We start from the raw sequence: 18,326 nt of genomic DNA on the forward strand, positions 1-18,326 counted from the left end.
TGCCGCGTCAGGCGCGCAGGCTGCGCAGTCGCGCCACCGCCTCCTCGAGGACGTCGTCGCGCTTCACGAACGTGAACCGGACCCACGAGCGCAACGCGTGGTCGACCTGCGAGCCCGCCAGGGTGAACGCGCTCACCGGGACGCCGACCACGCCCGCCAGCCCCGGCAGGTCGCGGCACAGCCGGGCGCCGTCGGCGTAGCCCAGCGGCGCGGCGTCGGCGAGCACGAAGTACGTGCCCTGCGGGCGCACCACCGTGAAGCCCGCGTCCAGCAGCCCCGTGCACAGCAGGTCGCGACGACGCGACAACGAGTCCGCCAGCTCGTCGATCCAGCGCGCGACCCCAGGGTCGGTCAGGGCGAACGCGACCGCCGGCTGGAACGGGGCGCCCGAGACGTACGTGAGGAACTGCTTGACGGTCCGGACCGCCGTGACCAGCCGCTCGGGACCGGTCACCCAACCGATCTTCCAGCCGGTGAACGAGAGCGTCTTGCCGGCCGACGACACCGTCAGCGTGCGGTCGGCCATGCCCGGCAGCGTCGCGATCGGGACGTGCGTCGGACGGGCGCCGGCGTCGTCGCGCAGCAGCAGGTGCTCGTAGACCTCGTCGGTGAGCACGAGCGCGTCGTGCCGGCGGGCGAGACGCGCGATCGCCTCGAGCTCGGTCGCGGTCAGCACCGTGCCCGTCGGGTTGTGCGGGGTGTTGACCAGGATGATCCGCGTGCGGTCGGTGACGGCCGCGGCGAGCGCGTCCAGGTCGAGCCGGAAGCCGTCGGGCGTCGCGCGCAGCGGAGCCGTGGTGTGCGTGGCGCCCGCCATCGCGATGACTGCGGCGTAGGAGTCGTAGAACGGTTCGAGCGTGAGCACCTCGTCGCCCGGCTCGGCCAGCGCGAGCACCGCGGCCGCGAGGGCCTCCGTGGCGCCCGCGGTCACCAGCACCTCGGTGTCCGGGTCCAGGTGCAGACCGTAGTGCGCGCGCTGGTGCGCGGCGATCGCCTGCCGCAGCACCGGGATGCCCGGCCCGGGCGGGTACTGGTTGGCACCGCCGAGGATCGCGTCCGCGGCCGCCCGGGCCACCGACGCCGGTCCGTCCACGTCCGGGAAACCCTGCCCGAGGTTCACCGCTCCGGTGCGGGTGGCCAGGGCCGACATCTCCGCGAACACCGTCGCGCGCGGCACGCCGTCGGCGCCGAGCAGTCCGGTGGCGCGGGCGACGGCCTGCCAACGAGCGTCAGTCATGCGGGCGAGGATATGTGCTCGGGGACGGGGCAGCTCGCGGCGACGGGCTGCTGACGGGTGGTCGAGCCCAGGTCGACCGTGCGTCGAGCAGGACCCGCCTGCGCGGGCCCGGGAGCGCGTGCGCTCAGCTCACCAGTCCGGCGGCGGCTGTGAAGCCCGCCGCCACGACCAGCCCGAGGGACGCCCATGCGGTCACGATCCACCACTCGACGTGGTGGCGTCGCAACTCGCGGTGCGCCTGACGATCTGCCATACATTCAAGATCGGCACGCACGCGGTTTCGTACAACATCCCGCGCCGATGCGGGGTCAATTCACCCCTTCGCAGGGCACCAAACCGCCCGAACACCGCGTTTTCGCCGGGTCGCCACGCGCCGCGGGGAGACCCGGCCCGGTGAGCGTCTCAGGCGCCCGCGCTGTTGAGCTTGTCGCTCAGGGCCGAGAGCTGGGTGGCCAGCGCGTCCAGGGCGTCCGCCGCGGACCCCGTCGCGGTGCTCTTCGCGGACTCGACCTCGGCCTGGGCGTCGTCGACCTTCTTCTTGGCGTCGTCGAGGGCCTTCTGCGCGTGCGCCGAACCGTTCGCCTTGGCGTCGTCGAGCGCGGTCTGCGCGTCCGTCACCGCGCTGCTCGCGTCGTTGACGGCCTTCTTGCCCGACCCGTCGAACGACTCGAGCTTGGCTGCGAGCTCGTTGGCCTTCGCCTTGGCCTTCGTCGCCGCGGACTCGGCCTCCTCGACCTTCGCGGACAGCTTGTGGGCGGCGGCGCTCGCGGACGCCGCCACGTCCTTGGCCTTCTGTGTGGCGCCGTCGATACCGGAGTCGGAGCACGCGGCAAGGCCGAGCGCCAGCGCGCCGGCGATCAGCGGCAGCGCGAGACGGGACAGCGGTCGGGAGGTCATCGGGGCGGTCATGCGTGGTTCCTCGGGGTTCTCGTCGTCGAGCATCGCAAGAGCCAGAGACTACTGCGACTGCTGAGTGAACGGCGTCGACGACGGCGAGTCGCCGTGGCGGGTGGGCGCCACCCCGGAAACCCACCCGCCACGGCTGCTTGGAGACCGGGACCTCGCACGGGGATGGGCGAGGTCCCGGTCAGTTCTGGTGCTCGCGGTCAGACGAGCGACGCGTCGGGGGCGCGGCGAGCGCGAGCGTCCTGGATCGAGGTCCCGTAGTAGGCCGCGACCATGAGGTCCTTCATGTCCTCGATCATCGGCATCCTCGGGTTGGCCGGCGCGCACTGGTCCTCGTAGGCACCCATCGCGACCTCGTCGAGCCGGTCGAGGAACGCGGCCTCGTCGACCCCCTGTGCCTGGAACGACACCGGGATCCCGACCTTCGTGCGCAGCGCCTCGATGGCCGACGCGTACGACTCGACACCTTCCTGCGGGGTCGCCGCCGGCAGGCCGAGCATCACCGCGATCTGCTGGAACCGCTCCGGCGCCACGTAGTGCTCGTACTTGGGCCAGCTGGTCAGCTTGGTCGGGATGCTGCCGTTGTAACGGATCACGTGCGGCAGGAGCGTCGCGTTGGTCCGGCCGTGCACCAGGTGGTGCGTCGAGCCGACCACGTGGGCCATGGCGTGCACGATGCCGAGGAACGCGTTGCCGAAGCTCATGCCGGCGATGGTCCCGGCGTTGTGCATCTTCTCCCGGGCGTCCTGGGTCGCCGGGTCGCTCGGGTCGCCGTTCACGGAGAGCGTGAGGTTGTCGAAGATCAGCCGGATCGCGTGCAGGGCCATGCCGTCGGTGAAGTCGTTGGCGTAGACGCTGACGTAGGCCTCGGTGGCGTGCGTCAGGGCGTCGAAGCCCGAGTCCGCCGCGAGCGACGCCGGCATCAGGGACGTGAGCACCGGGTCGATGATGGCGACCGACGGGGTCAGCGCGTAGTCGGCCAGCGGGTACTTCTTGCCCGCGTCCGGGTCCGAGATGACCGCGAACGGCGTGACCTCGGCACCGGTGCCCGACGTGGTCGGGATGCAGACGAGCTGTGCGAGCTCACCCAGGACGGGGAACTTGAACGCGCGCTTGCGCACGTCGAAGAACTTCTGCTTGAGGTCCGAGAACTCGATCTCGGGGTGCTCGTACAGCAGCCACATGACCTTCGCGGCGTCCATGGGCGAGCCACCGCCGAGCGCGATGATCGTGTCGGGGCGGAAGTGGCGCATCTGCGCCGCGCCGGCCTGGACGGTCTTGACGGACGGCTCCGGCTCGACCTGGTCGATGATCTGCAGCGCGACCTTGCTGGCGCGCCGGTTCAGGACGTCGATGATCTTGTCGACGAAGCCCAGGGTCGTCATGGTCGAGTCGGTGACGATGGTGACGCGCTCGACGTCCGGCATGTCGGACAGGTAGCGGATCGAGTTCGGCTCGAAGTACGTCTTGGCCGGGACCTTGAACCACTGCAGGTTGTTGTTGCGACGACCCACGCGCTTGATGTTCAACAGGTTCACCGCCGAGACGTTGTTGGACACCGAGTTGTGGCCGTAGGAGCCGCAGCCGAGCGTGAGGGAAGGGATGAACGCGTTGTAGATGTCGCCGATGCCGCCGAGCGACGACGGCGCGTTGACGATGATCCGGACGGCCTCCACCCGGGTGCCGAACCGCTCGGCGAGCGCGTCGTCCCGCGTGTGGATCGCGGCCGAGTGTCCCAGGCCGTCGAACTCGACCATCTGCTCGGCGAGCGTGATGCCGTGCTCGGTGCTCGTCGCGCGCAGCACCGCCAGGACCGGCGCCAGCTTCTCGCGGGTCAGCGGCTCCTGCGGTCCGACCGTGGGGACCTCGGCCAGGATGATCGACGTGTCGTCGGGGACCGTGAAGCCCGCCTTCGCGGCGATCCACTGCGGCGACTGCCCGACCACCGACGCGTTGAGCTTGGCTCCGCCGCAGTTGGTGCCCTCGGCCGTGACGCCGAAGATCAGCTGCTCGAGCATCGCCTTCTCGGCGGGTGTCGCCAGGTAGGCGTGCAGCGTCTTGAACTCGGCCATCGCGGCGTCGTAGATCGCCTCGTCCAGGATCACGGCCTGCTCCGACGCGCAGACCATGCCGTTGTCGAACGCCTTGGACAGGACGATGTCGTTGATCGCCCGCTTCAGCTTGGCCGACTTCTCGACGTACGCCGGGACGTTCCCGGCGCCGACGCCGAGGGCCGGCTTGCCGCACGAGTAGGCGGCGCGGACCATCGCGTTGCCGCCGGTGGCCAGGATGAGCGCGACGCCGGGGTGCTGCATCAGCGCGGTGGTCGCCGCGATCGAGGGGTCCTCGACCCACTGGATGCAGTCCTGGGGTGCGCCGGCGGCGACCGCTGCGTCCCGCACGACGCGGGCGGCCGCCACCGACGAGCTCTGCGCGCTCGGGTGGAACGCGAAGATGATCGGGTTGCGCGTCTTGAGCGCGATGAGCGCCTTGAAGATCGTGGTCGACGTCGGGTTGGTCACCGGCGTCACGCCGCAGATCACCCCGACCGGCTCCGCGATCTCCGTGATGCCGGTGAGCTCGTCGTGCGAGATGACGCCGACCGACTTCAGACCCGCGATCGAGTTGGTGACGTGCTCGCACGCGAAGATGTTCTTGACGGCCTTGTCCTCGAACACGCCGCGTCCGGTCTCCGTCACGGCCAGCCGGGCCAGCGCTCCGTGCTGGTCGAGAGCAGCGACCGAGCCCTTCTTCACCAGCCGGTCGACGTCCTCCTGCGTGAAGCGCGCGTACTCGGCGAGGGCCACGGTCGCCCGCGACACCAGCTCGTCGATCGCGTCAGGCGCGTCGATCGCGTCAGGTGCGTCCAGTTCGGGTGTCTCGAGGTCGGGCTGCGATGTCGTGCTCTTGCGGGGGCGGTCCGTGACGGTCACGGTGGAGGCTCCTTGTCGATGCCGGGGTGGTGGCTGATGACATCGACGCTACGGAGCGGGTGGCGACCTGCGATAAAGGCAAAGGTCCCTAGTCGGGGGCGAGCTGCACACAGTCGTCAGGGGCCGGACGACCCTTCACGCCCGCACGCGCGACAACCACGACGACGACAGGCTCTCGTCCTCGAGGTCCAGCTCCCGCATCACCCGCCGCATGACGACCTCGTCCAGCTGCCCGGTGTCCCGCCACCGCATGAGGACGGCCCGTTGCGCGGACACGATCTCGCGCTGCAGCTTCTGGGTCCGCTTGCCCTCGGACGGGGTCGGCACGTTCGACGGGCTGACGGTCCGCAGCGCGCTGGTCACCCCGGAGACGGCCTCGGGTCGCAGCCCCTCGTCGGGCACGAGCTCGTCGGCGGTGGACGGGTCGAGCATCACCGCGGCGGCCGTCGCCCGCGCGCGCCAGGTCGAGGACAGCTTGTCGATCATCTCGTCGGCACCCGAGGTGCCCAGGGTGCGGCTCCAGTCGGCGCGCTGCTTCTCCAGCACACCCTGGACCGCGTCGGCGGTCGCCAGGCGCACCGCGGCCTCCTGCGCGGCGTCGCTGGCGGTCTCGTCGGCCGACCCGACCTTGAGCCGACGGATCACCCACGGCAGCGTGAGGCCCTGGACCAGGAGCGTCCCGATGGCCACGGAGTAGGCGACGAGCTGCAGGGTCGCGCGTTCGGGGAAGGGTGCGCCGTTCGACGTCAACGGGATCGCCGCCGCCGCCGCGAGCGTCACGACGCCCCGCATCCCGGCCCACGAGACCACGGCGGACTCGCGCGCGGACAGCGAGTCGAGCTCCGGCCGGTGCGACCCGCGCAGGCGCAGGTGGTCGAACCGCGCCGTCGCGAAGATGTACACGGGCCGCACGAGGATCACGGTGACCAGGACGCCGAGGGACAGCACGACGCCGTGCCGCAACCCCTGGTCGGAGGCGATCACGTCGCGGAACACCCACGGCAGCTGCAGGCCGATCAGGGCGAACGTGAAGGACTCCAGCAACAGGTCGACCGTCGACCAGATGGGCTCCTCGTACAACCGTGTCGCATAGCCGGCGCGCGGCGACGTGTGCCCCAGGTAGAGGCCTGCGGTCACCACGGCCAGGACGCCGGAGCCCATGACCTGTTCCGCGGCCCAGTAGGCCGCGAACGGCGTCAGCAGGCCGATCACCGAGGCGACGACGGGGTCGTCCAGCCGGAGCCGGACGTAGTTCACGACGAGCCCGATGACCAGGCCGACCGCCACCCCCACGACGACGGCGAGCCCGAAGATCGCGATCCCCTCGCCCAGGGCCCACGCGCCCGTGGCCACGCCGGCGATCGCGACCTTGTAGAGCGTCAGCGACGTGGCGTCGTTGATCAGGCTCTCGCCGGACAGCAGCGTCATCACCCGGCGCGGCAGACCGAGCCGGCGACCGATGGCGGCCGCCGCGACGGCATCCGGAGGGGCGACGACGGCGCCGAGGGCGAGGGCCGCGAGGATCGGGATCCCGGCGTCGTCGAGCCACCAGTACGCGAGGGCCGCGGCGAACGCCGTGACGAACACGAGCCCCACGCCGAGCCGCGTGATCGAGTTCAGCGAGGTGCGGAAGTCGCGGTACGAGCTCGACAGGGCGGCCGAGTAGAGCAGCGGCGGCAGGACGAACTCGAGCAGGATCTCGGGGCGGATCTCGTAGCGGGGAACCGCCGGAACCAGGGAGACAACGATGGCCACGCCGACGAGCACCAGGGGAGCCGGCCATCCGCGGTTGCGGCACACGGCCGTGACGGCGACGGCCACGATGACCAGGGCGAACACCTGGACGTGCTCCACGGCTGGCACCTCCCGACGACGTCTCTGGCGACCCTACAAGCGGGCCCTCGTCGTACGCTCGCCGAGAGCGACGAACGGGGAGGTGCACATGGGCACGGCACTGATCGTGGTCGACGTGCAGAACGACTTCTGCGAGGGCGGCTCGCTGGCCGTCACCGGGGGAGCGGCCGTCGCCGGGGCGATCTCGGCGTACCTCGCGCGGACCGGCGACACGTACGACGTCGTCGTCGCCACCCGCGACTGGCACGCCCCGCTGCCGGACACCAACGACGGCCACTTCGCCGCGGACGGCGACCCGGACTTCGTCACCACCTGGCCGGTGCACTGCGTCGCGGGCACCCCGGGCGCCGAGTACCACCGGCTCCTGTCGCTGCCCGCCGATGCGGTGCACGTGGTCAAGGGCGAGTCCCGGCAGGACTACTCGGGGTTCTCGGGCCGGATCGTCGGCCAGGACGGCGTGCGCCTGGCGGCCGCGCTGTCGGCCCGCGGCGTGACGCGGGTGGACGTCGTCGGGCTGGCGACCGACCACTGCGTGCGCGCGACGGCCCTCGACGCGTCCGCTGCAGGCTTCGGCGCCGCGGTGCTCACCGACCTCACCGCGGCCGTCGCCGCACCGACCGCGATCGCCGCGCTGACCGAGCTCGCGCGCGCGGGGATCGAGCTGACGACCTCGTCGTGACGACGGTCAGAGCCAGATCGTCGCCAGCCACACGAGCACGCCGGTCACCACCACGAGACCGATGTTCAGCCCGATGTTCTCCTTCTCGCCGCGCCGCAGGTGGAAGGTGGTCGCGGCGAGCTGCAGGATCAGCAGCCCGATCGCGGCCGCGAGGGCGAGCGCGGGAGCGATGCCGGTCAGCGGCGGCACGATCAGGCCGATCGCACCGAGCACCTCGGCGACGCCGATGGCGCGCACGGCAGGCATGGGCATGTCGTCGACCCAGTGCATCATCGGCTGCAGCTGCGCGCGGCTGCGCGCGATCTTCATGCCGCCCGACCAGAGGTACAGCAGCGCCAGCAGGCCGGCGATGATCCAGTAGGCGACGGTCACGTGGTGCTCCTCGGTCGTGGGGTGGGCGTGCGCGACGCCCGGGCAGGGTAGCCCGCCCGGGCGTCCCACGCTCAGACGGTCAGAACGTCATGACGACCTTGCCGGTGTCAGTGCGTGTGCCGGTGGTGCGCGTCCGGGTAGTGCTCGTGGGTGTGCGTCACCAGGTCGTGGGTGTGCGGGTGGCGGTGCCGCACACCGGGCGACAGGGGTTCGTCGTGCTGGTGCTCGTGATGGCCGTCGTCGTGCGTGTGCCAGTGCTCGTGCGTCACGGACGCGTGCGTGTGCTCGTGCCCGTGCCTCTCGCCGAGGTGCAGCCAGGTTCCGACCGCCATCAGTGCGCCTGCGAGCAGCAGCTGCCACGTGACCGGGTCGCCGAGCCCGACGGCCAGGACCGCACCGAAGAACGGCGCGATGGAGAAGTAGGCACCCGCGCGCGCGGTCCCGACGTGGCGGAGGCCGACGATGAAGAGCACCAGGCTCAGTCCGTACGAGACGAAGCCCAGGGACATCGCTGCTGCGGTGGTGGCGATCCCCGGGAGGGCGGCACCGAGCGCGAGGGCCACGACGAGGTTGGTCGGACCGGCGACCGAGCCCTTGACCGCGGCAAGCCAGGTCGCGTCGGTCAGCGAGACCTTGCGGGTCAGGTTGTTGTCCAGCGCCCAGCATGCGCACGCGCCGACGATCGCCAGCGCCGGCCAGATGCTGGTGACCTGCGCCTGTCCGGTGGGGATGGCGATGACGACGGCGCCGGCGACGATCGCGAGCATGCCCAGCACGACCCGACGCTCCGTGGACTCGCGAAAGACGACCCACGCGAGCACCGCGGTGAGCACGCCCTCCGCGTTGTGCAGCAGGGAGGCGCCGGACGCCGGCATCGACGACAGGCCGAACATCAGCAGGACCGGACCGGCGATCCCGCCGGCGAGCACCGCACCCGCCAGCCAGGGCACCTCCCGACGAGGAAGCCGGACTGCTGGCGCTCGGCGGATGCCACGCCAGATCCACATGCCCAGGCCCGCGCCGACGTAGAGCAGCCCGGCGAGCAGCCACGGGCTGACCTCGCCCAGCAGCAGCTTGGCGAGCGGCGCGCTCGCCCCGAACAGCACCGCGGACAGCAACGCGGCACGCACGCCGACGTTGCGCACTCCGCGGGACGTCTCGATCACCACTCCATCGTCGCCCACCTCGGAGGGTCGCGAGGCAGCCGGTGACCACGTGGCGACGAACGCGCGTCTACACGGCGTCGTTCTCCGAGCGAAGGACCGGCCGGTGTGGTCGTCGTCGACGGACGATCGACTCGACCCAGGCGAGCAACGCGACCCCGGCGAGGATCGCAATCGCGAGCAGGACCCCGTCGGACGAGGCGTTTGGCGACGAGGGTCCGCCGCCGACGGCGTCCGGCGGACCGTTCTCGTGGACGAGCATCGATGCCTGCTGCGCCTTGAGCTGGCGGAATGTGGGTGCGTCGGCCGCTGCTGCCACGAGCAAGGCCGATCCGGCGTCGTTCAGGGACGAGATGGTCCGGTGGTCGCCGCTGATCGCGTACGCCTCCCCGTACCGGCCGTCCGTGACGATGATGGAGTCCGCCGGAAGGGCGTCGATCGCCGTCAGCTCCGTCGGGGTCCAGCCGCCGACGCCCATGATCGTCCCGTCGTTCTCGAGCGCGATCATCGACCACGGGGTGCCCGACTGGAGCTCGACGCTGAGCCACATCTCGCCCGGGTCGAGGGAGAAGTCCGCGTCCGTGAACCTCTCGGCGGTGGATTCCTTCGACGTCGGCTCCCAGTAGTAGAAGTACCCACGGGGCGTGCCGAACGACGCCGAGTCCCTGAGTGCGTCCCTGGTCCGGACGTCCACGTCGCCGGACTCGTTGGTGGCGCCCAACCGCACGGCGTCCTCGAACCCGGTTCCGCCCGGTTGCAACGAGGCCAGGACGGCCGCGGGCGGGGTCGGATCCGCGTCGTCGGCCCACGCCGTAGCCGGTGTGAGGACGAGCGCCGTGGTCACGCACAGGAGAGACATCAGCCGTGCCGTCGCCATCGCCACCCCTCGTCTCCTCTCGGCCACCCGTCAGGGATGAGGCGCAACCTACGCTCGCCGGCTCCGGGTCGACAGCGCCCAGGAGGGTGACGACGCCGCACTTGCCCGTCGCACATCGCTCAGTCAGCATTGACTCAATGAACGCTGAGTGGATGGCAGAGATGGAGCGTCGGGCGGCCTTGCACGGCGCCCTGGCTGACGCCGGGCGGGTCGCGGTGGTCGACCTGCTGACCCTGGGGGATGCCTCACCGTCTGAGCTTGCGGCCACCCTGCACATGCCGTCGAACCTGCTCGCGCACCACGTGAACGTTCTGGTCGCGCGAGGGCTGGTCGAGAGGGTGCGGTCCGAGGGCGATCGGCGGCGCACCTACCTGCGGCTCGTCCCGGCGAACCTCGACGGCTCGGCCCACCCGGTCCCGAGGCCGTCGCGCGTGCTGTTCGTCTGCACGGCGAACTCCGCGCGATCCCACCTGGCCGCTGCCCTGTGGCGTCGTGCCAGCCGGGTGCCGGTGGCATCGGCCGGAACTCATCCGGCGGACGCGATCGACCCGGGTGCGGTGGCGGCGGCGAGCCGCCATCAGCTGCCGCTGCGCCTCGTCGCTCCCCGGCACGTCGACGACGTGCGCACGGTCCAGGACCTCGTGATCACCGTGTGCGACCGCGCTCACGAGGAGATCGGCCTGCACGCGGATGCGCACTGGTCCGTCCCGGACCCGACCCGCGTCGGCTCCGACGAGGCCTTCGATGGTGCGGTGGCCGACCTGGACCGCCGCATACGGAACTTCGCACCCCGCCTTCTCGCGGCGTAGCCGCTACTCATTGCCCGACGCCCGACGCCCTACCCACGACCCACTCCAGGAGCGACATGCCTGCATCCGTCACCGCCCGGCCCAGTGTCTTGTTCGTCTGTGTCCACAACGCTGGCCGGTCCCAGATGGCTGCTGGATTCCTGTCCGCGCTCTCGGGCGGCGCCGTCGAGGTCCGCTCCGCCGGTTCGATGCCCGCGGACATGGTCAATCCGGTCGCGGTCGAGGCCATGGCCGAGCTGGGGATCGACATCGGCGCCGAGCAACCCAAGATCCTCACGGCCGAGGCGGTCCAGTCATCGGACGTCGTGGTGACCATGGGCTGCGGCGACGCCTGTCCGTACTTCCCCGGCACCCGGTACGAGGACTGGGTGCTCGAGGACCCGGCGGGTCAGGGCATCGAGTCGGTACGGCTGATCCGCGACGAGATCCGAGGTCGCATCCTCGGCTTGCTCGATGAGCTCGGGGTGGCGCCCACCCGCGCGTGATGGCGGGACCCGTACCGCACGAGGGCGCCCATCCGATCCTCAGGCGGTCGCGCAGCACACCACCGGCGGCGCGTACCTCGCCCGACGGGTGCGCCGCGGCATGCCAGGCATGACCTCGGCGAGAGTGGGCCACAGCCGCCTGACGGGGCGCGGCGCGGGCGCCGGACGCTCGTGCGTGGCATGTCGGTGGCGCAGCTCGGCAGCCAGCTCACGTTCGCGCTCCTGGTGCAGGACGTAGTACAGGTCCGGGTGCACCGCTCCTCCTAGAAGGGCTTGCGGGCGCGGACGACGGCGCCGTGCATGCCGTCCGCGACCTCGTGGGTGAAGGTGACCTCGGCGTCGGCGAAGCCGGCCAGCGCGAGTCCATCGAGGTACTCGCTCCGGGACAGGGCGCCCGCGATGCATCCGACGTAAGAACCGCGCTCAGCACGTTGCTCGGCCGTCAGGTGATCTTCGGCGACGACGTCGGAGATGCCGACGCGGCCGCCGGGGACGAGCACCCGGAACGCCTCGGCGAGCACCGCAGTCTTGTCCGTGGAGAGGTTCACCACGCAGTTGGAGATGACGACGTCGACCTCCGCATCACCCAGCGGCAGGTCCTCGATGGTGCCCTTGAGGAACTCGACGTTCGTGGCGCCCGCCTTGGTCGCGTTCGCGCGGGCCAGGTCGAGCATCTCGTCGGTCATGTCCACGCCGTAGGCGAACCCGTCGTGGCCCACCCGTCGCGCGGACAGCAGCACGTCGATGCCGCCACCCGACCCCAGGTCCAGCACCCGCTCCCCGCCCCGCAGCTCAGCCACGGCCAACGGGTTGCCGCAGCCCAGCGAGGCCGCCAGCGCCTCCGCCGGGATGCTCACCGCGTCGGCGGCGCTGTACAGGCCGGCCCCGAACTTCTCGTCGACGACGATCGAGTCCGGAGCGCACACGCCCGCGCTGCAGCATCCCTCGTCGCCACCCTGCACCGCCGCCAGCGCATACCGCCGCCGCACCTGCTCATGCATGTCGTCCATCTCGACCGCCTCCTCACGTATCGACAACCGTCGATACGTAACCTGGCCCAATCCATCGACGTCTGTCAATATCGACAACCATGGATGTCTGCGCGAGACTGGGCCCATGACGCTGGACCTGCTTCCCGTGATCGGCACGACCGACAGCGCCTGCTGCACCCCGCTCGCGCGCGCGCCGATCACCGAGCGGGCGTCGGTGGACCTTGCGCGGACGATGAAGGCGCTGGCCGACCCGGCCCGGCTCCGGTTGCTGTCGCTCATCGCCGCCCACGAGGGCTCCGAGGCGTGCGTGTGCGACCTGATCGAGCCCGTCGGGCTGAGCCAGCCCACCGTGTCCCACCACCTCAAGGTCCTGGTCGATGCCGGCATGGTGAGCCGTGACAAGCGGGGCGTCTGGGCGTACTACGCGCTCGTTCCCGGCGCACTCGACGCGATCACGCACCAGCTGGGCACGCATCTGACGGCGGGAGCCTCGGCATGACCGATGCGTCCGCACTCACGATCACGCCGCTCACGGCCGACCACTGGTCCGACGTCGAACGCATCTACGCGGACGGCATCGCGACGGGGCACGCGACCTTCGAGGCCCGACCGCCGACCTGGGAGGCGTTCGACGCCGGCAAGCTCGCCGACCACCGGCTCGTCGCGCTCGACGAGCTAGGCCGCGTCGTCGGCTGGGCCGCCGCCTCGGCCGTCTCCGACCGCTGCGCCTATGCCGGCGTCATCGAGCACTCGGTGTACGTCGCCCCCGCCGTCAGGGGCCGCGGGACCGGTCGACGCCTGCTCGAGGGCCTGCTCGCCAACGCCGAGCGACGCGGCGTCTGGACCGTGCAGTCCGGCATCTTCCCCGAGAACATCCCCAGCCTCGCGGTCCACGCTGCGGTCGGGTTCCGGGTCGTGGGCACGCGTGAGCGGCTCGGCCAGATGACCTACGGGCCGCTCGCCGGCCGCTGGCGCGACGTCGTCCTCGTCGAGAAGCGGCTCTGACCTCCCGGGTGGTTGCGCTTCGGGCTGCCAACGGTCGCCGTATCCATCGCGCTCTGCATCCCGCACGTCCCGGTGCGGTAGGCCTGAGCGTCCACCTCGGGGCCGACGCTCACGACGGTCAGCCCGACGGCGGCTGAGGGCACCCACGCTAGGACGCTCGTCCGTGAGGCACCTGCCCGAGACGACCCACCGCGTCGAGCGCCGCGACCAGCAAAGCGCGCAGGTCGGTGCTGCCGTCGCGCGCGTACCAGTCCTCGACGGCGGCCGTGAGGGCCGCGATCAGCGCGCGGGCCTGGGCCCGTGAGGCCAGGTCGTCGGCAGGAAGCCCCCGAGCGGCGGCGGTCCGCGAACCCAAGGCGTCCCCGAGCGTGTGACCGACCATCGCGAACGCCGCGGCCAAGGCCGGCTCCGCGGTCAGGAGACGCAGCTGCGTCATCGCGCGCCGACCGTCGGCGGCGGTCGCCGCCACGTCCGGCAGGTCGGCGACGGTGCGCCGGGCTGCCTCGAGCAGGCCGTGCTCGGCCGCCAGGGCGACCATGGTGTCGATCGCGGCGATGTCGCGCGGGTCGTAGGCGACGAGCATCTCCTTGGTGCCGAAGTAGCGATACACCGTCCGCTCGGCGACGTTCGCGGCGGCGGCGATCTCGGCCACCGAGACCTCGGCGTAGCCGCGGTCGGCGAACAGGTCGAGCGCGGTGCGCTGGATCTGCACCATCGCCGCGACGCGCTTGCGCTCCCTGAGTCCCGTCATGCCGCCCCTCGAAGTTCCATCGGATCGTTTCGTGCAGTTACTGTCATTTGGCAGTGGCTGCCAGTATCCACCGGGAGGCTCGAGTGGTAAGCGATCTCGTCATCGATGTGCGGGGGCTCGAGAAGCGCTTCGGCAGGGTGCGGGCGTTGGACGGTCTGGATCTGACGCTCGCCCCAGGGGAGGTGCGGGGATTCCTTGGGCCGAACGGGGCCGGGAAGTCCACGACCATCCGCATCCTGCTCGGGCTCGTGCGGCCCACCGGCGGCCAGGCTCGTCTGTTCGGGGCCGACCCGTGGCGTGACGCGGTCCGGCTGCATCGGCGGCTCACCTACGTGCCCGGCGACGTCGACCTGTGGCCGAAGCTGACAGGCGGCCAGTGCATCGACGTGCTCGGGTCGTCCGGGGCGCCGCTCGACGAGGCTCGTCGCGCCGCCCTGCTCGAGCGGTTCGACCTCGACCCGTCCAAGCGCGTGCGCGACTACTCCAAGGGCAACCGGCAGAAGGTCGCGCTCGTGGCGGCCTTCGCCGCGCCGGCCGATCTGCTGGTGCTCGACGAGCCGACGTCGGGCCTCGACCCGCTCATGGAGGAGGTCTTCCGAGAGTGTGTCCGGGAGCGCGCGGCCGACGGCGCGACCGTGCTGCTGTCCAGCCACATCCTCAGCGAGGTCGAGTCGCTGTGCGACAACGTCACGATCATCCGCCGTGGGCGGACCGTGCTGTCGGGGAGCGTCGCTGAGCTGCGCAAGGTGGCCCGGACGTCGGTGCACGCCGTCACGCGAGGACCCGCTCCCGACATGTCCGGGAACGAAGCCGTCGGTGACCTGGTGGTCGACGGCAACGACCTGACGTTCACGGTCGATCCCGCGGCGCTCGACGACGTCCTGCGCCCCCTGCTCAGCCCGGGCCTGGAGTCCCTCACCGTGCGGCCGCCGAGCCTCGACGAGCTGTTCCTCAGCGCGTACGAGGAGGAGCCGGCGTGAGCGATGCACGCCGAGGCGGTCTCGGGGTCGCACTACGGCTCCAGCTGCGCACGGGTTGGGTGTCGCTGGCGGTGTGGGTGGGCGCGTTGGTCGCCACCTACGCCGCGACGGTCTCCGCCATCGACTCCACCTACCCCACGCCCGAGCTCCTGCAGACGTATGGCGACACCATCGGCTCCGACCCGGCGCTCGCCGCGATCAACGGCACGCCCTACGGGGCGACGACGCTCGGCGGTGTCGCCGCCAACGAGTTCGGGTTCATCGCGGCGATCGCGGTGCCGCTGCTCGGGCTGCTGCTGGTCACGCGCGGCACCCGGGCACAGGAGGAGTCCGGGTTGCTGGAGCTGCTGCGTTCCCGCTCCGTCGGCCCGCGTGCGCCCTGGCTGGCCGCGCTGATCGTGGCGTTCGGCGTCCTGGTGCTGGTCGGGCTGGGCATCGTCGCGTCGCTGCTGGCGTACGGGGTCGGGCTCGACGACGCAGGCCTGTACGCCCTCTCGATCGTCGGCCTCGGAGCCGTATTCGCCAGCCTGGCCACGTTCGTCGGCCAGCTCGTCCGGCGGGGTTCCGACGTCATCGGCGTCGGCCTGCTCGTCCTCGGCGCGTCGTACGTCCTGCGCGCGATCGGCGACGTCAAGGACAACGGATGGAAATGGCTGTCCCCGCTGGCGTGGCAGCAGGAGTCCCGAGCATTTGCCGACGACCAGCGGTGGTGGCCGCTGCTCCTCGCCTACGGCACGGCGGCGACCCTGGTCGGGGCTGGGCTGGCGCTCGTCGTCCGTCGCGACCTCGGGTCCGCGCTGGTGCCATCTCGCCCCGGCCCGGGCCGCGCGTCCCGCCCGCTCGCCCGTCCGATCGGACTCGCCGTGCGTGGGCACGGCCCGTCCATCGTCGCCTGGGCACTCGGCGCGGCCACGGTCGGAGCGGTGTTCGGGATCTTCACGGATGACATCGCGGAGGTCATCAACGCGAACCCGTCGCTCGCTGACGTGTTCGGCAACGGGAGCGCCGGCGGGGCTACGGACTGGTACGTGTCCTTCGTGCTGGTCCTGGTCGTGCTGATGGCGATCGGGTGCGCCGCCCAGGGGATCGGGCGCATCCGGGACGAGGAGACCGCGGGGCGTCTTGAGCCCGTCCTGGCCTCCTCGGTCCCGCGGGTCCGCTGGCTGGGCGTCCACAGCGCGACGGTCGTGCTCGGTGCGTGCGTCGTCGGCCTCGCAGGCGGTGCCGGGTTGGCGGCCGTGGTCGCTGGATCGACCGGCGGCGGGGGTGGAGGCGTGCTGCACGCGAGCGTCGAGTACCTGCCGACGGTGCTCGTGATCGGCGCGTTCGGAGTCCTCCTCGTGGGTGCACTTCCTCGTGCCACGGCGGCCATCTGGGCCGCGATCGCGTACGTCGCACTGGTCGAGCTGCTGGGCGAGACGTTGTCGCTACCGGAGTGGATGCGCTCGATCTCACCCCTGCACGCGATCGGCCGGCTCCCGATCGAAGCGGCGAACGGCTCGGCGATCGCGTGGCTGTGCGCCGTCACGGTCGGGTTGGTGGTGGCCGGGCTGGTCGGGTTCCGGCGCAGGGATGTCCCCCGGTGAGGAGGCGGTTCGGAGGCCACCTTGTCGACGCGTGCCCGCGCCAGGTCGTGCTCGAGGTGGTCGACCGGCCCGCAGACGACCTCGCGCTTCGGAGCCGGGCTGGGGCCCGGCTCCCAGGGGTACCGGAACATCCTCGAGCCTCGCGTCCTGATCTCGGTGGGGCGGCTGCAGCGTGTCCGGGGCGTCGCGCGGACCCGGCCTGCCGAGGAAGGCGGCGCGGTGCTGCGCACCCACTGCGACGCGCATCCTGGTCCGTGGCCGCAGCTGGCGCCGGTTCTGCGGGAGTGGGCGGTCCCGCTTGCAGCTTCCCAGGGCGAGTCGGACTGGATGCGCGTCGTGCCGGTCGTCGAGGTGCGCCTCCGGCGTGCTCGGCGCCGAGCCGGGAGTCTGTCGAGCTCGGGCCGGCTCCATCGCGAGACGGTCGCCGCCGCACCGACCACCCCGACCGCGACCACCAGGCCGATGCCGAGGCCGGAGACCGCGTCGGCCGCTGATCCCGGGCACAGACGTCGGCGCCGGCCGACGAAGGCCGCGACGTGGTACCCGACGTCTATGACCCCCACCGCGGCTGACCTTTCCCGGGACCTTCGGCACGCGCGCGAGAGAACGAGCTGCCCTAGCGTGGACTCATCACGGCGGTGGGGCTCGCCTTCAACCGCGGCAGCGATGCCGCCAACGGTCCCTGGTCTCGACGCGAGTCCGGAGGCTGCCGTGATACCTCAGCCGTCTCCCCGCAGGCATCCAGCCTGGTCTCGCTTCTCACCGCTCACAGTGGGCGGCGCGACGGCGAAGGAGGAAGCCATGACGGCTTCGACAGGCACCAGCTTTTCAGTCACCGGCCTGAAGGCCCTGGAGATCCTGGACTCGCGCGGCAACCCGACGTTGCGCGTCGACGTCGAGCTGGCGTCGGGCAGCATCGGACGGGCGGGAGTGCCGTCAGGCGCTTCCACCGGCACCCGGGAGGCCGTGGAGCTGCGCGATGGCGACCCCGACCGGTATGGCGGCAAGGGCGTGACGACCGCCGTCGCGAACGTCAACGGCGAGCTGGCGGAGCTTGCCCGGTCGCGCCCGTGGGCCTCGCTGGCGGAGCTGGACGAGGCGATGTGCGACGCCGACGGCACGGCGACCAAGGCGCGCCTGGGAGCCAACGCGATCGTCGGGGTCTCCATGGCCGTCGCGCGCGCGGCCGCCGGGTCCGCCCCGCTCTACGAGTACCTGCAGCCGGCCGGCGTGACCTTGCGGCTGCCCGTGCCGCACTTCAACGTCCTCAACGGAGGCGCCCACGCGCCGAACTCGCTGGACTTCCAGGAGTTCATGATCGCGCCGATCGGGGCGTCCTCGATGCCCGAGGCAGTCCGGGCGGGTGCCGCGGTCTACGGCAAGCTGCGCGGCCTGCTGCACGACGCCGGCTTCGCCACGGGCCTCGGCGACGAGGGTGGTTTCGCTCCCGACATCACCGCCCCCGAGGACGTGCTCGCGCTTCTCGTGAGCGCCATCGAAGCGGCTGGCTACCCGGCTGGCCGGCGCGGTGTGGCCATCGCCCTGGACCCCGCCGCCAGCGAGTTCTACCGCGACGGGCTCTACCACGTCGGGGGCGATTCACTGAGCAGCCAGGACATGGTCGAGCGGTACGCCCAGATCACGGAGAGCTACCCGGTGTGGTCGATCGAGGACGGCCTGGCAGAGCAGGACTGGGA

At 71.5% G+C, this 18,326-nt stretch carries 18 protein-coding genes and 1 pseudogene; 8 read left to right on the plus strand and 11 right to left on the minus strand.

The window, feature by feature from the left end; all coding sequences use genetic code 11:
* Positions 1 to 7: 7 nt before the first annotated feature.
* The 5 genes from ACPPVS_RS03770 to ACPPVS_RS03790 form a co-directional block, all read right to left on the minus strand.
* Positions 8 to 1,237, minus strand: coding sequence for a pyridoxal phosphate-dependent aminotransferase (locus ACPPVS_RS03770; RefSeq protein ID WP_426594652.1), 1,230 nt, complete (start codon positions 1,235 to 1,237; stop codon positions 8 to 10).
* Positions 1,238 to 1,361: 124 nt separating this feature from the next.
* The gene (locus ACPPVS_RS03775) at positions 1,362 to 1,490 is read right to left on the minus strand and encodes a molybdopterin oxidoreductase (protein WP_426594654.1); all 129 of its coding nucleotides are present in this window, start codon (positions 1,488 to 1,490) and stop codon (positions 1,362 to 1,364) included.
* A gap of 149 nt (positions 1,491 to 1,639) precedes the next feature.
* A complete protein-coding gene (locus tag ACPPVS_RS03780) occupies positions 1,640 to 2,146 on the minus strand; it encodes a hypothetical protein (protein WP_426594655.1) in 507 nt (168 codons plus the stop codon).
* A gap of 197 nt (positions 2,147 to 2,343) precedes the next feature.
* Positions 2,344 to 5,013 carry a bifunctional acetaldehyde-CoA/alcohol dehydrogenase gene (adhE, locus tag ACPPVS_RS03785; protein WP_426595876.1) on the minus strand — a complete coding sequence of 890 codons (2,670 nt, stop codon included), beginning with the start codon at positions 5,011 to 5,013 and terminating at the stop codon, positions 2,344 to 2,346.
* Positions 5,014 to 5,211: 198 nt separating this feature from the next.
* Positions 5,212 to 6,930 (minus strand): cation:proton antiporter, encoded by a 1,719-nt coding sequence (locus ACPPVS_RS03790; protein ID WP_426594656.1) that lies wholly within the window; start codon positions 6,928 to 6,930, stop codon positions 5,212 to 5,214.
* A gap of 88 nt (positions 6,931 to 7,018) precedes the next feature.
* Between ACPPVS_RS03790 and ACPPVS_RS03795 the strand changes: the two genes are divergently transcribed.
* Positions 7,019 to 7,609, plus strand: coding sequence for an isochorismatase family protein (locus ACPPVS_RS03795; protein WP_426594657.1), 591 nt, complete (start codon positions 7,019 to 7,021; stop codon positions 7,607 to 7,609).
* Positions 7,610 to 7,615: 6 nt separating this feature from the next.
* On the opposite strand, the gene ACPPVS_RS03800 is transcribed toward ACPPVS_RS03795, so the two are convergent.
* The 3 genes from ACPPVS_RS03800 to ACPPVS_RS03810 all read right to left on the minus strand — a co-directional run bounded on the left by ACPPVS_RS03800 (position 7,616) and on the right by ACPPVS_RS03810 (position 10,027).
* Positions 7,616 to 7,981: a DoxX family protein gene (locus tag ACPPVS_RS03800; RefSeq protein WP_426594658.1), complete on the minus strand. Its 366-nt coding sequence runs from the start codon at positions 7,979 to 7,981 to the stop codon at positions 7,616 to 7,618.
* Positions 7,982 to 8,088: 107 nt separating this feature from the next.
* Complete coding sequence (locus tag ACPPVS_RS03805) at positions 8,089 to 9,147, minus strand: EamA family transporter (RefSeq protein WP_426594660.1); 1,059 nt, start codon at positions 9,145 to 9,147, stop codon at positions 8,089 to 8,091.
* 67 nt (positions 9,148 to 9,214) lie between these two features.
* On the minus strand, positions 9,215 to 10,027 hold the full coding sequence (locus ACPPVS_RS03810; RefSeq protein WP_426594661.1) for a hypothetical protein: 813 nt from the start codon (positions 10,025 to 10,027) through the stop codon (positions 9,215 to 9,217).
* Positions 10,028 to 10,173: 146 nt separating this feature from the next.
* On the opposite strand from ACPPVS_RS03810, the gene ACPPVS_RS03815 reads away from it, so the two are divergent.
* Positions 10,174 to 10,830, plus strand: a complete 657-nt coding sequence (locus tag ACPPVS_RS03815; RefSeq protein WP_426594662.1) for a MarR family transcriptional regulator — start codon at positions 10,174 to 10,176, stop codon at positions 10,828 to 10,830.
* A 125-nt stretch (positions 10,831 to 10,955) separates the two neighbouring features.
* Positions 10,956 to 11,315: an arsenate reductase ArsC gene (locus ACPPVS_RS03820; RefSeq protein ID WP_426594663.1), complete on the plus strand. Its 360-nt coding sequence runs from the start codon at positions 10,956 to 10,958 to the stop codon at positions 11,313 to 11,315.
* A gap of 39 nt (positions 11,316 to 11,354) precedes the next feature.
* Here ACPPVS_RS03820 and ACPPVS_RS03825 read toward each other — a convergent pair whose 3' ends face one another.
* A complete protein-coding gene (locus tag ACPPVS_RS03825) occupies positions 11,355 to 11,570 on the minus strand; it encodes a hypothetical protein (RefSeq protein ID WP_426594664.1) in 216 nt (71 codons plus the stop codon).
* An 8-nt stretch (positions 11,571 to 11,578) separates the two neighbouring features.
* Positions 11,579 to 12,325: an arsenite methyltransferase gene (arsM, locus tag ACPPVS_RS03830; protein WP_426594665.1), complete on the minus strand. Its 747-nt coding sequence runs from the start codon at positions 12,323 to 12,325 to the stop codon at positions 11,579 to 11,581.
* A 106-nt stretch (positions 12,326 to 12,431) separates the two neighbouring features.
* On the opposite strand from arsM, the gene ACPPVS_RS03835 reads away from it, so the two are divergent.
* Both ACPPVS_RS03835 and ACPPVS_RS03840 read left to right on the plus strand, forming a co-directional pair.
* Positions 12,432 to 12,806 (plus strand): metalloregulator ArsR/SmtB family transcription factor, encoded by a 375-nt coding sequence (locus tag ACPPVS_RS03835; RefSeq protein ID WP_426594666.1) that lies wholly within the window; start codon positions 12,432 to 12,434, stop codon positions 12,804 to 12,806.
* Positions 12,803 to 13,312: an N-acetyltransferase family protein gene (locus ACPPVS_RS03840; RefSeq protein ID WP_426594667.1), complete on the plus strand. Its 510-nt coding sequence runs from the start codon at positions 12,803 to 12,805 to the stop codon at positions 13,310 to 13,312. The genes ACPPVS_RS03835 and ACPPVS_RS03840 overlap by 4 nt, the downstream gene beginning before the upstream one ends.
* A 148-nt stretch (positions 13,313 to 13,460) precedes the next feature.
* On the opposite strand, the gene ACPPVS_RS03845 is transcribed toward ACPPVS_RS03840, so the two are convergent.
* The gene (locus ACPPVS_RS03845; RefSeq protein ID WP_426594668.1) at positions 13,461 to 14,063 is read right to left on the minus strand and encodes a TetR family transcriptional regulator; all 603 of its coding nucleotides are present in this window, start codon (positions 14,061 to 14,063) and stop codon (positions 13,461 to 13,463) included.
* Between the two features lie 83 nt (positions 14,064 to 14,146).
* Between ACPPVS_RS03845 and ACPPVS_RS03850 the strand changes: the two genes are divergently transcribed.
* The 3 genes and pseudogenes from ACPPVS_RS03850 to eno form a co-directional block, all read left to right on the plus strand.
* A complete protein-coding gene (locus ACPPVS_RS03850) occupies positions 14,147 to 15,043 on the plus strand; it encodes an ATP-binding cassette domain-containing protein (RefSeq protein WP_426594669.1) in 897 nt (298 codons plus the stop codon).
* Entirely contained in the window at positions 15,040 to 16,629 is a 1,590-nt protein-coding gene (locus tag ACPPVS_RS03855; RefSeq protein WP_426594670.1) for an ABC transporter permease, read from the plus strand. The genes ACPPVS_RS03850 and ACPPVS_RS03855 overlap by 4 nt, the downstream gene beginning before the upstream one ends.
* Positions 16,630 to 17,430: 801 nt before the next feature.
* A pseudogene (gene eno / locus ACPPVS_RS03860) lies at positions 17,431 to 18,285 on the plus strand (phosphopyruvate hydratase); the annotation flags it as partial.
* Between the last annotated feature and the right edge of the window lie 41 nt (positions 18,286 to 18,326).

Origin of the sequence: Cellulomonas sp. McL0617 (assembly GCF_049994875.1) — a bacterium.
Lineage (GTDB): Bacteria > Actinomycetota > Actinomycetes > Actinomycetales > Cellulomonadaceae > Cellulomonas.